10 protein-coding genes and 5 pseudogenes are annotated in these 13,778 nt (G+C 67.0%); 7 read left to right on the forward strand and 8 right to left on the reverse strand.

Annotation, left to right across the window (positions count from 1 at the left end):
* Window positions 1–439: 439 nt before the first annotated feature.
* From AC0693_RS38280 to AC0693_RS38295, 4 genes are all read right to left on the reverse strand, one after another.
* A complete protein-coding gene (locus tag AC0693_RS38280) occupies window positions 440–643 on the reverse strand; it encodes a cold-shock protein (RefSeq protein ID WP_478804555.1) in 204 nt (67 codons plus the stop codon).
* A gap of 429 nt (window positions 644–1,072) precedes the next feature.
* Window positions 1,073–2,152: a hypothetical protein gene (locus tag AC0693_RS38285; RefSeq protein ID WP_478804556.1), complete on the reverse strand. Its 1,080-nt coding sequence runs from the start codon at window positions 2,150–2,152 to the stop codon at window positions 1,073–1,075.
* Between the two features lie 1,202 nt (window positions 2,153–3,354).
* Window positions 3,355–3,651 (reverse strand): hypothetical protein, encoded by a 297-nt coding sequence (locus AC0693_RS38290; RefSeq protein WP_478804557.1) that lies wholly within the window; start codon window positions 3,649–3,651, stop codon window positions 3,355–3,357.
* Window positions 3,652–3,752: 101 nt separating this feature from the next.
* The gene (locus tag AC0693_RS38295) at window positions 3,753–4,178 is read right to left on the reverse strand and encodes a hypothetical protein (protein WP_469320244.1); all 426 of its coding nucleotides are present in this window, start codon (window positions 4,176–4,178) and stop codon (window positions 3,753–3,755) included.
* 660 nt (window positions 4,179–4,838) lie between these two features.
* On the opposite strand from AC0693_RS38295, the pseudogene AC0693_RS38300 reads away from it, so the two are divergent.
* Window positions 4,839–5,501 (forward strand): annotated as a pseudogene (locus AC0693_RS38300) (DUF2625 family protein); the annotation flags it as partial.
* Between the two features lie 6 nt (window positions 5,502–5,507).
* Here AC0693_RS38300 and AC0693_RS38305 read toward each other — a convergent pair.
* The 3 genes and pseudogenes from AC0693_RS38305 to AC0693_RS38315 all read right to left on the reverse strand — a co-directional run.
* A pseudogene (locus AC0693_RS38305) lies at window positions 5,508–5,678 on the reverse strand (transposase); the annotation flags it as partial.
* Between the two features lie 21 nt (window positions 5,679–5,699).
* Window positions 5,700–5,837 carry a hypothetical protein gene (locus tag AC0693_RS38310; RefSeq protein ID WP_478804558.1) on the reverse strand — a complete coding sequence of 46 codons (138 nt, stop codon included), beginning with the start codon at window positions 5,835–5,837 and terminating at the stop codon, window positions 5,700–5,702.
* Entirely contained in the window at window positions 5,827–6,174 is a 348-nt protein-coding gene (locus tag AC0693_RS38315) for a hypothetical protein (RefSeq protein WP_478804559.1), read from the reverse strand. Before AC0693_RS38315 ends, AC0693_RS38310 begins: the two co-directional genes overlap by 11 nt.
* A 42-nt stretch (window positions 6,175–6,216) precedes the next feature.
* Between AC0693_RS38315 and AC0693_RS38320 the strand changes: the two genes are divergently transcribed.
* Window positions 6,217–6,687 (forward strand): hypothetical protein, encoded by a 471-nt coding sequence (locus AC0693_RS38320; RefSeq protein WP_478804560.1) that lies wholly within the window; start codon window positions 6,217–6,219, stop codon window positions 6,685–6,687.
* 81 nt (window positions 6,688–6,768) lie between these two features.
* Here the strand turns inward: AC0693_RS38320 and AC0693_RS38325 are convergent, their stop codons facing one another.
* The gene (locus tag AC0693_RS38325; RefSeq protein ID WP_478804561.1) at window positions 6,769–8,040 is read right to left on the reverse strand and encodes a hypothetical protein; all 1,272 of its coding nucleotides are present in this window, start codon (window positions 8,038–8,040) and stop codon (window positions 6,769–6,771) included.
* Window positions 8,041–8,876: 836 nt separating this feature from the next.
* Between AC0693_RS38325 and AC0693_RS38330 the strand changes: the two are divergent.
* The 5 genes and pseudogenes from AC0693_RS38330 to AC0693_RS38350 all read left to right on the forward strand — a co-directional run.
* A pseudogene (locus AC0693_RS38330) lies at window positions 8,877–9,046 on the forward strand (serine/threonine protein phosphatase); the annotation flags it as partial.
* Window positions 9,047–9,254: 208 nt separating this feature from the next.
* Window positions 9,255–9,617: pseudogene (locus AC0693_RS38335) on the forward strand (GyrI-like domain-containing protein); the annotation flags it as partial.
* 88 nt (window positions 9,618–9,705) lie between these two features.
* Window positions 9,706–10,759 (forward strand): annotated as a pseudogene (locus tag AC0693_RS38340) (SUKH-3 domain-containing protein).
* Between the two features lie 853 nt (window positions 10,760–11,612).
* Window positions 11,613–12,161, forward strand: coding sequence for a hypothetical protein (locus tag AC0693_RS38345; protein ID WP_478804562.1), 549 nt, complete (start codon window positions 11,613–11,615; stop codon window positions 12,159–12,161).
* 790 nt (window positions 12,162–12,951) lie between these two features.
* The gene (locus tag AC0693_RS38350; protein ID WP_478804563.1) at window positions 12,952–13,731 is read left to right on the forward strand and encodes a hypothetical protein; all 780 of its coding nucleotides are present in this window, start codon (window positions 12,952–12,954) and stop codon (window positions 13,729–13,731) included.
* Window positions 13,732–13,778 lie beyond the last annotated feature (47 nt).

Genomic DNA, 13,778 nt, shown 5'->3' on the forward strand with positions numbered 1-13,778 from the left:
CCCGCGGAGCGGGTACCTGAGCGCTGCGCGCTCAGGACTGAACGGCCTCGCTGCGCTCGGCCGGGGGCCCTTCGGGCCCGGGCTCTGCGCTTCGCTCCGGGCCATGGCCGGCCCTTCGGGCCGGGGTCCTGCGCTTCGCTTCGGACTGCTCTGGTTCCGCTGCGCTCCACCAGAGCGGGCCGGCTTCGCCGGCCTGGCGGCTCTCCTCGCTTCGCTCGGGAGATGACCCCGTTTCACGGGGTCCGGTCCTTCGGCCCGTTGGGTGGGTCCGCTGCGCTCCCCCACCCTGGCCTTCCGGCTCCGCCTTCAGGCAAAGGCCCGCTCCGCGGGCCCAGCTGGCAGCAGTAGGCGGCCTGGTTGGACTGTCGGCTGTGCGAGGAGAGGGCAATGAGGTCTGGGCCCGGGCTGACTCCGCTCACGCTGGGTCAGCCCAGCGGGTTCAGACCCCTCGGACGTCGGCGGCCTGCGGCCCACGCTGCCCCTGGGCGACCTCGAACTCGACCCGTTGGTTTTCCTCCAGGTTCCTGAAGCCCGTACCCACGATCGCGCTGAAATGGACGAAGACATCAGGGCCCCCACCATCAGGCGAGATGAACCCGAAGCCCTTCTCGCCGTTGAACCACTTCACGGTGCCCTGAGCCATACCCACCCCTAAAAGATGCCCTCAGAACGCATGGACCACGCCCGGTTGCACGCCATCCTCCCCAGACGCCAAAGGATAAAAACATGATCGTCAAGCCCCTGCACAGGATCCGTCAGAACAGTCATCCAACCCAGAATGCTTCAATCTTAACTAGAGTTAGACTCTGGAAAAATCATCCCATGCAGGGTCTACGTCGCGAGAGCCGGTGTCACGGATCAGTGAAACTGCGCAGCACTCAACCAACCTGCGCACTCGCCAGCCTGCTGGTGGCGGACGGCAGCCTCCTTGGCAGTGCTCCTCCGAGTCCGGTCCTGCCGGGTCGGATCGATCTATTGGGGCGGTGATCCGCTCGTCAAACGCCCCGATCCCCTTCAGTAGCAGGGCACCGAGCAGGGGATCTACCCGCGGCCCTGGAATTGAGTCAGCGTGTCAGGCACGGGGAAGCCCGGGGAGCACCGTCCCGGTGTAGGCGGCGAGCACGCTGCCCAGAGCTCCGCTTACGACAGGGGAGTTGAGAATGCCGAGGACGGAGCTTCCCCAGCGCTGGAGCCTGCCGGGGTCAGGAGATCCGCCTGCGGCTTCGTCCTCAAGGCGTGTGGCGAGCTGGGTGAACTCGATCGCGTCGTCCTCCGGCAGGTCCAGGACCGGCGCGGCTTGGCGCAGGGCGCGGGCGAGCATGACGACCGCGGCGGGGTCGATCCCGTCCTTATTGGTCGTGGCGTTCATAGTGAAGTCGCGACTGTTCGCCGCGATGTTGCCGGTGTTCTCACCGATATGGAAAGTGATGTTGTCGCCGGGGCGCTGCTGGTTGGTGTGGTCTTGCACGCTTCCTCCTGCCAGGGTGCAGGTGACGCCCTGGGGTGTGATGGCGACCGTGGCGGGGTCGGTTTCGATGTGTTCGATGAGGTTGTGCTCTGCCAGGTGGGCAAGAGCTTGGTGCAGTTCGGTTCCGGAGATTTCGGCTCCGACAAAGTACGACCCGGGCGTGGCGAGGAACAGAGCCGGTACAACGGGGGTCTGGTCTCCGGCGGTGTCATACAGCCAACGCAGGAACGAGTCGATCGTGTGGCGCAGGCGAGCGGCACGGTCCTTCTGCAGGTCTTTCAGCTGGCGTACGGCGATGCGGCCCTCGTCGGTGAGGTACACGTCGGGGGTGTCCGCGAGACTGCGCGAGATGTTGACCAGGCCTTGCTGCTCCAGCTGGAGCGCGAGGACCTTGGGGTCCTCGTCTTCCAGCTGGAGTTCTTCTACGAACCGGGTGACATCGACGATTGCCCCTGGGTGCTGCTGGGCGAGGGTGTCCAGCCACATCAGGAGTTGAGCGAGGTAAGCGCTGCTCACGATCGCTTCGCCGCCAGGGATGGCTCCGGCAACGGTCGGGGCTGCGAACGCGACCGGCACGCGAGAGGGGTTCTGCCGGGCAGCCCGCTCCAGGCTCCTGTTCATGCCCTTGACCAAGCCCTTCGCCCATTTGTCGAGCTCGCGCTGATTGAATCCGTTCCCGGCCACGGTGCCCTCCCAGCTCAGATGCCTCAACGCAAGGGTACGGAGGGGCACCGACAGTGAGCCCCCGATTTGCGGACAGCAACGGGGCCCGGTTGGGCGTGACACGGCGGTTTCATCCGTATCTACCGCATGGCGGCGTCTCTTGCGACGGACATGGAAATCACGTCACACGCCCCAGGCAATCGCGCGAAAGACCTGAACCGATGGCTGTCCACGGTGGTGCGAGGCAGGCACAACAGAGGCGGCAGGGTGACTTGCCTGAAGGCCGCTGGTTCAGTGGAGGGAGCGAGGGGGTTGTCGGAGAGACTCGCGGGCAGCCAATGGGCATGATCGCCTGGACAGCCCATGCCTGACTCTGACCGATCGCCAGCAGAGATCTGCCGCGTGGGTCCGCTGAGTGGAGAGACGACCTGGTCCTTGATGTGCCGGCTCGCAGCCCGCTACGGCCAGGCCCCCCGCTGCCTCCTGCGGAGGTGCCGCTCATGCCTGCGGTTGCCGCGAAGGCGCCGTCCTCGCCAGCGAGGCGTCCCCGATCGCCGCCGGAGTGCCGCCCGCGCTGGGCGAGTCGGACCGCTGTGTCCCGGCGCAGCAGAGCCGCCCCTGGCCCTGTCCGGGAGATCAACAGATGACCGATATGCCTGGCGTGTGGCGCCGGACGGATCAGTCGGGTGGGGCCTGGACAGTGGGAGGCGAGGTCTTCGAGCTGCTTGGCGAGGTGGGCGCTGGGGTGGGAATGTGGCCAATTTCCTTGTGGTGGCCGACGTTGAGCTGGTCGACGGTGCCCTTGAGTGCTTCGTCGGAGACGGAGAGGTCGTCGGCGGCGGTGCGTGCCTCGTAGCGGATTGTGATTCCGGCGCCGAGTGCGCTGGCGAGAGGGCCGGACCGGCCGACGACGCCCGCTCGCTGGCCCCTCTTCGGGCACGAAGCCCCCGCGTGCCCGAGGGCGTCGGTGCGCTGTGCGGCCGGGCGAAGGAGCTGACCGGGAGGGGTAGAGGGCGCCGACTGCCAGCGCCCGCCTACTCCGGCCCGCTACTCGTGGGACGACGCACCCTGCCCATCGACAAGACCGGACTCGCCGAGGTAGGCGTCGGACTGAGTGAGTCCGACGCCGGTGCTGCTGGATTCAACCCGGCGCCCGCAGCCCGAACAGCGTTGCTTACCCCGCGCGCGAGTTTGCACAGGATGAGGGGTTGGAAAACGATCTGCTATCGGGGCAGAAGACCCGAGACCATCGCCAGGGATGCGAGCAGGGATAGGTGGGCGACGGCGAGGAGCACCCACTCCACGGGGCCGATCCGCCACTGGCTACGGACCGTCAACCGCCATTCGTACCCTGCGAATCCCAGGGCGAGTACGAAAAGGGGTGCCCAGAGGGCCGCCCACCAGGACCAGACGTCGGTGAGGCGGAGCACCGCGGCCAGCGCACCGAACAGCGCCGCGGTAAGGAACCATCCTGGCTTCTCACCCTTGGTTGTCTGCGATGAGGCTGACGATGTATTCAACGCACGTCCTCTCGGATTTGCTGTGGACACGGCGAGAGGGGGTGTGCCGCAACCGTGGCTGCGGCACACCCCCTCTGGTCAGTCAGTGATCAGTTCGGACGTCACTGGAACAGCTCCCAGATGCCGTACAGGTTGGCGCCCACGTTGGCGGCCTGCAGGGGGGCTTTCCAGTACCAGGCCAGGTTGTTGTACCAGTTGGCGAAGGTGACGAACGGCCCGGCGACGGCCTTGGCGAAGCCCGGCACCTTCTTGAGCAGCTTGATGAGCCCGTCGAATTTGCCGGCGGCGGCCGCCTCGCCGTTGGCGATCGACTGCAGCTCGGCACGCTCGGCCGCGGTGTACTCGATGGGCGAGTTCAGGAGGCCGGTGGCCAGCGACTGGATGGCCTGGCGCTGCTCCGTGGTCGTTGCGGTGATGGATGGTGTGGCAGGCGCGGTCGTGGCTGCCTGGGCGGTGGTGCCGCCGATCCCCAGAGCGAGTGCCGCGAGAACTGCGACGCCCCCGATGCGTATCGTGTTGCGGTTCACGTATTCTTCCTTTGTGTGATGCACAAAGGGGTGCGGATTCAGGTGTCTGTTCGTGGAGCCGTCGGCTTGGACACTTTCGGCCCATGAACCGTGCCTGGCTCCGCCCCCCGTGCGAATGGCCTTGTAGACGCCTCCGGTTGACTGGTCAGGCCAACCCGTTGCGTCGCTCATGAACGTAACGCACCGGTCTGATCTTGCCCAAAGCTTTAGGTTCATGAGGCAGATCACAGGATATCTTTCAGCCAAGATATCGACCTGCGGGAATTCCTTCACCGCCTGGCGCACCATCGTTCACCAGCCGTTTCCTTCGAGGCGGAGAGAATACGGTTGGCCCTTCGCTGCGAGATAAGGCCTGAAACGCCAGCTGCCTTCCCCCACTCAAATCCAGCACCATATTTCAGCCGGATGAGTTTTGGCCACCCCGTGCGGGCGGCCTTACACGACATGGGAGCACCAGCTGCGCCCGGTTCTCGTCCCCGGCCGCCACCTGGTGGTGGAGCCCGGCGAGAGCGCCAAGAGCCTAAGAGGTCGTCTCGATTGGTGGATCGAAGTCCGGGTGACCCGGTGGACTGCGCCTCTGGGCACTGGTGCGACGATGCGGAGATGCGCGACCACAATGAACTGATCAACGTCGATGACCCTGCATGACCGCTCCTTCTTCAGGAGCTGTGCGGCACCGACGTACCAGTTGAAGTGCTGTCAGGCGATCCCGTGGCAGGCCGAGCCTCCCTGCTGCAACTACAGGTCTCCGCCCGGTCGAATTTGGGCGGCATCGTACTGAACTGTGGCGGTCTGCTCGTGGACGGTGGATGGCTTCGGATCTTTGGAAGCCCGAGTGACGCCGGACTGCCTGGCCTGGCCGAGGTCAACGCGATGCCTTCGACATTCGATCCCTCATGGCGGCCTGGTGCTGGTCTCGTGGTTGCGCACGATGTGCTGGGCGGGGTCTTTGCCCTCAACGGGGGTAACCCCCGTGAGGCCGGTCGGCCCGGCGAGCCAGGCGAGATCATCTACTTCGCCCCTGATGCGCTCGGCTGGGAGGCCCTGGGCGCTGGCCACTCGGCGTGGCTGTCTTGGATCTTCTCCGGAGGGCTCCAGGAGTTCTATGAAGGCCTGCGGTGGGACGGCTGGCGCAGTGAGGTCTCAGTGCTGGACGGTCGGCAGGGACTGTCGTTCTTCCCGCCGTTGTGGTCGCCTGAAGCCCGCCAGGATCTGTTGGCGACAAGCCGTCGCGCGGTGCCGATGGCGGAACTCCTTGGTGTGAGCCGCGACTCGTGCCTTCAGTTCGATGGCGCCGACCCGGGCTTCCTCGGAGTCGGATGAACCGGCTCACCCATCCAGTCGCCGGTAGCAGATGAGGGTGGCGGCGATGCCGGCGAACGCGAGGAAGTGTTCGGCCTTGCGCTCGTAGCGGCGGTGCAGACGGCGGCATCCAGCGAGCCAGGCCACGGTTCGTTCCACTGTCCAACGGTGGCGGCCCAGGCGCTGAGAGGATTCGAGCTGCTCGAGCTGCCAGGTCTCTCAGCCGTAGATCACCGAGGCGGCGAGGTCGATGGCGGAGTCCGGCTCGTCGGTGCCCACCGTCACCGTCATGCCGGTCGGCGGCTGTCCCCAGCGCGTGCTGTCTCGGTAGACCAGCGCGGTACGGTCACCGGTCACCGGTCACCACACCGATGGTGCCGTATCCCTGCGCGCGGACGCGGTCGACGACGAGGAGCGGCGGTTCATAGGCCGCGTCGGTGATCACGACGTCGGCGATGCCGTGCTCGCCGCGCGTGGCGGAGGGCGGCATATAGGCGAGGTGGTGCAGGTACAGGTGCTGCTCGGCCTCCCAGCCGGGGTAGCCCAGGGAGTACCGCGTCGCAGTCACCCGGAGTACCCGGTCAGGGCCGAGCCCGACCTGGGCGTCGACCTGGCACAGCGGGACTCGGTCGGGGCTCGGCAGGCGGGCGAACGCCTCGCCCTTCCCCCAGGAGCCGAACGTATCGGAGTCCACCGAAGGCGGTGGGCGGTTCACCCGTGTGGGTACGTACGGTGTGTGACGACTACTGCCGCTGACCGGGCCCGCGAGGTCGAGAAGATGCTGGTCCGCAGGGAGTGGCAGCCCACCAAGGACGAGCGGCAGCTCGGTATCGAGGCCTTGGACGGACTGCGCCGTCTCCGTCACCTCGAAGAGATGCCGGTGTCTCCCAGCACTACCGCGGAGTCCCTCAGCCTGGAGATGGTCATGGTCTCCCGCATCGAGGAAGAGATCCTCCCTGTCTGGCGGCCGTGGCTGGACAACACCTCCCCGATGCTGGTCCTCATCGACGTCTACCTCGCGTACGCCCGCGACCTGCAGCCGTACGTGACCGCCCTGCGCCCGCTCATGAAGCCTGGCGGCGAGCACCTGACGGAGACCGGCATCCTCGGCTACGACGGGGACCGCGACATGCGCGAGACGTGGGTGCGGCTCGGCATGCACCGGAGCGTCATTGTCGCGGCCGTCACCGGCGATATCGATTACTGACCGAGGGACAAAGACAGGACGATCAGCCAGACCTGCAGGGAGAACGGGACCGTACCTGTCGCTGCTGGTCAACGACCTCGGCTACGGCGACGGCTCACGTTCATCGAATCGCGTCCACGCAGCGAGTGCCCGGTCTGTCTGTGGGCCGTAGTACCGCAGATGGAGGAGCTGCTTTCCTCCCAGGTGCCCGCCGGTGATTTGAGGATTGCCCGCGCACGACTCAAGAAGCCGATCCAAATGGTCTTCCGTCAGGAACGGCGCCAGGGCATTCACCATCCGGAGCACATTGCCCCCTTCCGGGAACGAACCTGCATCCGCGGCCAGGCGAATCAGCTCCGGAATCAGCCGGCTGTCGGGCTCGTCGCCGAAGTAGTACGCCAGTGGGCGCGGAAGCCGCCTGGAGCTGAGTTCGGTGACGCTTCCCAGCCGTTTGAGCAGCATCTGGTCAATTGGTGCCTGCGGGAGCGGCCCGTGGAACAGCAGATGGACGGAGAAGAGCTCCCTTGCTGGGATCTGTTCCATCAGTGTCTCGATCCGGCCCTGGGTTCCCCCGTGCAGCAGGTCCCATGTGCCCGGGACGTAGCAGAGCCCGGTTATGAGAGCCACCAGGCCGTGTTCGTTCAGTTGGTTCTGGTGCCGGTCCAGGACGCTGCGGAGTTGTTCCTCGAACTCGGCGGGGGCGATCTTCCGCAGCTCTCGCGCGGTCCGCGTCCGCCTCCAGCGGTCATTCAGGGTGAGTTCGATTTTGAGAGTGTCCTTACAGACCACCTTGATCAGGTTCGCGCGCAGTGCCCGTGTCCCGTGGTCCATGTAGCTTGCGCGCAGGTGCTCGGCCAGGCGTTCATCGTCCCGGGGCCAGGAGTCGGACGCGACTTCGCGGCCAAAGCGCTCCAGGGCTCTGCGTCCGGTGACTGGCGGGTGGGACAGGAGAGCGTCGACTGCAACAGCCAGGTGTGCACGTACGAGCTCAGCGGTGGGGTTGAACAGTTCCTCGCCGGCCGCGACGAATGCGGGATGGGCGCAAAGGTGACGGTCGAGGTAGATGCGCTCCAGCTCATCGTGTTCCCGCTTTTCGATCAGCTGTAGCTGCGTGTGCGCCCTGCCCACCAGCTTGCGCTCGAAGTCCTGCAGGGCGGCGATGTTGTTGTGGGCGATGGCCTTGTCGAGGTCGTCGCGCAGGCTGATGGCCTCGGACTCCCCTTCGTCGGCCATGATGCGGATCTTCTCGATGACGTCGGCGGCCACGGCGATCCACGTCGCGATCAGTGCCGAGCGGTAGGCCGACGCTCCGTACGCGGCGATCGCTTCCTCGACGTACCGCCGCGAGGTTGCTGACCTCACCTGGTTCTTCACGTCTTCTAGAGCGCGCACTGCTTGGCCCCCTGTCTGTCGCTGTGATAGCAGCGTAGGCCCCTCCCAGCCCCAAATCTCAAGCGATTCGCCATGCACATCCGCTGGCACCGGTGTCTTACTCACCTGATCGGCGACCACCCCTGCCGTCCGGACTCAGCGGCATGACGTCCGACAGCTGCCTGTTTCCCGGGTGGCCGTGACGCGCCACTCTCGGCCAAGAGGGACGGGGCGCGAATTGAGCGCCCGGCGACGGCCGCGCGCTCGTCGCACGCCCTCCCGCATGCAGGACCCAGGGGCCTAGGGTGCCAAGTCGTGGCACCGTCCGAGTGGTATATGCAGCCGCCCATCTGTCCCTCCCGGGGACGCCCGCCGGGCTACCTGCCGTGCTTCGGAGGGCACACCCCAAGGGAGGGGCACCTTGCGCCGGCTCTCGCGCGAGAGGACCTCCGCACGGGGATGTGCCACCTTTGGAGTGCGGAGGGCGGGGCGGACACCGCAGGGTGCGGAGCAAGTGCTCCCCGCCGACGCGGGGGTGGTCCGATCCAAGACGAGTCGGAGGTCATCCGATGGTTGTCTTCCCCGCTGACGCGGGGGTGATCCGCGGGCTGACGCAATCGAGCAGTGGCGCGGCGCGTCTTCCCGCCGATGCGGGGGTGATGTGCTCCCCGCCACGGGGGTTATCCGTCGCTGGACGGCGTCGCGAAGAAAATCGCCGATGCTCCCTGCCACCGCGGGGGTGATCCATCCTGGAAGTACGTGCCCCCCGAGCGTGGTCTCCGCCGCCGCGGAGGGATTCCGCGTTCGAGTTCGTGATTCGCCCCAGTGGCGCGTGCTCCCCACTGCCGGTACCGGGGCTCGCGGAGGCGCTCCAGGGGTTCCCGCCCGTGCCGTCGCGGTGGATCGACCCCGCGAACGCTCCGGCCTGGCTGGTTCCGGAGGATTTCGGGGCGGTGGGTCGATCGTGATCACTCCGCTGCCCCGGCACGGCGTTCCCGCTGGCGCCGTGGGGGTGAACCTTCGTCAATGACGAGGATCCGTCAGGGCAGTGCGTGCTTCCCGCCTACGCGAGGGTGATCCCCCCTTCCGCATAGAGGCCGGCTGTCGCAGAGGGTCGCGGGGCTCCCCGCCGACGCGCGGGTGAGAACCGATGGGCCTGGCACCGAGCACCGCCCCCCGTGCTCGCGCCGCCGCACGGCACCGTACGAACAGGCTGCAAACTGTCGGATCAAGAGCCTCACGGCATCGTCGCGGTCTGCGACGACCTGGACCCCAGCCGCGCCGAGGGCACCGAACTCGACTACTACCAGGGCGTCATCACCTCCGCTCCCCCGGCTTTGCCCGAGGGAGTGACCACGCTGGCCGTCCCGGCCGGCACCTGGGCGGTCTTCTCCGCCTCCGGACCGGCGCCGCAGGCCATCCAGGAGCTGTGGCGGGACGTCTTCACCGAGTGGTTCCCGTCGAACCCGTACCGGAGTCATACCGGCCCTGAGCTACTGCGCATCCGAATGTCGGGGGACAATCCCGGCGCCAGCGCCGACGCCGAGCTGTGGCTTCCCGTTGAGCCGGAGCACGGATGACACGGCGGCGCGGATGACGCCAGCAGCTAAGCCGTGGCCCGGCGCCTTCTTTGTTGACGCGGCGGTGAGGGAGCCACATCGTCTGGGGATGGTATCTGTAGGCGCGAAGCGCACCCGCGCACAGACTTGGGCGGAGCTCCTGGAGGTGAATCGTCCTCGGTCGGCTGAGGGCGAGCAGTCCTCGTCGTCCCTGTGGTCATTGCTTCAGGCAGCCAGTCGTGAGCCGTTGCTGAGCGGGATGTATCCGTGGATGTCCATGGGCCAGCTCAGTGTGTCGACGTCGGACAGCTGGGAGAAGTGGCGCCATGAGCCGCTGCCGGCGATGTTCGCCCGTCCGGATGTGTATGTGGTGGTGAGCCGCTGGGAGTGGGGAGACCGGGTGGACTTCGAGACGGCCGACCCGGCCGTGGCGGTGGCGTTCGCGGCCCGTTTGATCCGTGACCAGCGGGTAGCTCAGGCTCGGGAGCCGCATGCATGGGTGGCTGAGGTGGACGCGGTGCTGCGTGGTGCGGGTTGGTATCCCGGGCGCAGCATTGCCACGACAGTGTGGCGAGAGCGGCTGGAAGCGGATGGCTTCCGCATCCACGCCGCTGCCGACGACTTCTTGCGCGAGTTCGGCGGGCTGACGGTTGCCGCCGGTGGGCCTGGGATCACCCGCGCGGGAGGCGTTCGAACTCGACCCGCTGCTCGCGCTGGGTGAGGACGATCGCTTCGGCGAGTGGGGCGAGGAGATCGGCCGCTGCCTCTTCCCGCTGGGCGAGCTTGACCACGGGCACGCGTTCCTCGGACTGGACGAACAGGGCGAGCTGTACGTCGTGAGCAGCTGGCTGGCCGGCTTCGGGCGCATGCCCGAAGCCATGGAGAACCTGATCCTCGGGGTGATGCCGGTGCGCCCGGCCGCTCAGGGTTGGGGAGGAAGAACGAGACGTATCGGCAGGTGGCCGAGGTCGACTGAGACGCGTGACCAGAGAGCCATGGCGACTGCGACCGGCTCACCACCCGCGAGACAGGTCCATCAGGAGCCGGACGCAACGCATCGGTGTGGCGCTTCGCCTTCCGGAGCGGACGACATGCCTCAGCGAGCAGATGGAAGACCTGAGACCAGCGGAGACCAAACTGTGGGCGTGCTGGAACTGAGCTGAACCCGCGTTTCTGCCGCACGGGCACATCACGCACGACGGTCTCGCTGCCGTTGGACATCCCGCTGATGGCACGACCAGCAGCACTGTGAGCAAGGGGAGCAGCCCTGGCCGCGGCCTCGCAGGTGCCGTCCGCCGGTGCGGAGGGCCCGGGCAGCCGGACCGCGCAGAGCGGTCTCGCCGCCCGCGCCCACTTGGCCGCGGCGAGGGGCTCGCGCGCCGAGGGAGAGTAATCCCCGCCCCGACTGCCGCGGCGGGGGCGGGTGAGGGCGGCGTCCATGTACCGGGACTTGAACAGTACGAGCGCGTTGAGAACCAGGCCGAGGGCGCCAACCCGCGAACTACACCTGCGTGGGCCCCAGACTTCCGCACGCGCACTCTGCGCCGGTGCCTGGACGGCACCACCGCCGCCGCGCTGGAGAGCCAGCCCGGGCGGAAGGGGTGAAGCACACCGGCTGACCTGGTCACCACGACTGCCGAGAACGCTGGAGTTCGCAAGACCGCGACCGGTGACCTCCCCGCCCCTCCTACGGCAGTCGCGAAGCTGCGGCCCCGGGCCGCACGAATCCTGCCTGACGAGTGAGCCCTGCCTACACCCCGAACGGTGCGACCGCTGGCACAAAAGGACGTGCGCCCGCCCGCCCCTAGGAGTACCGGGCCCCGGTGTGCGACCTTGTCACCGCGCGGGGTGATCCGTCGCGCAGCAGATGACCCGTACGTCAAAGAACGTGATCCCCGTCGGCCCGGGGCAAGCCGATCCGTGTCATGGCTGACCTCTGTCCGGGGATCTTGACCGTTTGCCAGATGAGTTTGACCAGTCAGGCAGCCCCGCCTTTCCTCGCTAAGCTCAGTTCCCATGACCGGCACCGATAGCGCCCGCAGGCACCGCTTCCTCGTACTGCACGACTACGGAATGGGTGGCTCGTGGTGGTGGGTCCATGCGCGGTCTGCGCAGGAAGTCCTCGAATCCTTCGCCTGGGTCGAGGTCGTCACCGACCCGGAGGTGGTGGCACGGTTCGAAGGGGACGAGCTTGAAGAAGTCGACATCGACGCTCCCCTGATACTGCCTGGACTCGACAGCCTGCGCGCCGAGCGCGACGCGCAGCGCGGACGTGAGGGTTTCGGTGCGCTCGCGGGCCGAGACATCGTTTACTTGCGGCGGCCGTGGGACGAGGAGGATGACGAGCCGGTCGTCTACTTGATGGAAATCGGGCCTGACGGGCGCCGAGTTCGGCAGGTGGAGCTTGCCGAGGATGGAACTGCCCTGCGCAGTGGCCCTGACGACTGGCCGTTCAACCCGCCCGTCGTTGACCTCTTCGATCCCGCGCTGGCGGGCCAGGAGATCAGCCGGCGCGAGTTCGAGGACCAGTGGGCAGACGCCCACCGGTTGAACCTCGGCGTGTAGCCCGGCCGCCGGCCAAATCCATCTGGCAAACGGCCAAGATCACCTGTCAGAGGACAGTGGCCTGGGCGGGAGGTAGCGGTCGCCGTCTTCCTTGACGGCGGTGACCAAGGCGGCGGCCAGGGCCAGCGGAGCAGCTGCGGGGTCATTCCGGTGTGGGTCATCACCGTCGGCGCTATCGAGGAGTACCGGACGACTGCCGGGTGATGTGCGGCCCCGTCGACTACCGCGGCGCACACTTTGCTTCCGCGGCGCTGAACGTCGTGGCCGTCCGCGCCGGCGGTTCCGTTCCCTGCCTCTGGACCATGCCCACCACCACGTAGTCGACCCGGTGCTCGATCGTATCCGCCATACCTTCTCCTTCGTCCCGGCAGGCCACCGCCCGCCCGGCCCATATGCCTGCTGGGAAGCCGGAGCGAGAGATGTGGCTACTTCTCACGAGATTGGGGCGGTGGGACCCGTGCGACGTACGCGTGGAGTCAGCCGTCCGGAGTCTCCAGAGCCGACCACCTGTACATCAAGCTCGGCCTGCTGAATTGGCTGGAGGAGCAGGACATCGCAGCCGCCGCTGCCATCACCCGGGAGGCGGGCGGCACGATCGGCGGCGAAGTCCTCTTCACCCGCCGGACGCGCCGGGCCGCGGTCTTCCTGCCGACACATGCACGAGGCATGCTGTCGACATCTTTCTTCCGGAACGGCGGGGGCCATGGAAAGTTCTGAAAGTCTGGCGTTAGCGGTCGTACAGGTGATGACGGCGGCCGCAAATGGGGCGGGAACAGCAGTGGGACAGGCTGTGGGCGAGCTGGTGCGGACACGGCTCGCCGGAACAGCATCGGGTCGAACAGCGTTGAACGGGCTGGATCAGAACCCGCAGGACACAGCTGTAGCAGACGCTCTGCGCAGCACCCTCCAGGACGAAATCGCCGCCGACCCCGAGTTCACCGGACAGCTGAGGAACGCTTTCGGCCCCCCTATGCCGAGCCACCCGCCGCACTATCCGAGCGGCAGCATCGTCGTCGCGACCAGCAAACTGCGCGGCAGCCAACTGTCACTGGGCCCGCTGACGATCAGCAACGTAAAAAATTCCAAGGGCTCATGGTTCGCAATCGCCATCCTGGCCCTGCTTACCCTCGTCCTTGCACTGTATGGCGGTGTGCAGCTGGTCACCAGGGATGATTCGCCGGGCTCGGGCGACGCGCCGGCAGCCAAACATGTGGTGCTGCGTGAGAGGGCTCAAGTCCTGCCCGTGCTCCCGGGGCTCGGAAGTCTGCCCACCGGATGGAGCGTGAAGGACGGTTTCCCGGGGACGATGCAGTGCCCGCCGGAAAGCGCCGGTTGCGAGGGCACAACAATCAGCGCGGTGGCAGAGTACAAGCCCTCTTACCAGGTCGATCAGGTCCGGATCGAACTCCGTTCCTACCCCACTGCTGACGCAGCGTCTGCGGGGTTCAAGGCACTGAAGCAGGAACAGGTAAACCGAGGCTCCGGCCTGGAACCACTCTCCTTGCCAGGCGTGGGCGGCGATTGTCGGCGGCGGGTGAATCGTGACCCACCCTGGCCGGTTGAAGATTGACCCCCGGTCCGTCAGTTGATGTTGTTCATTCCCCGGTATTGGCGGGT

Source organism: Streptomyces sp. NPDC043876 (assembly GCF_056435825.1).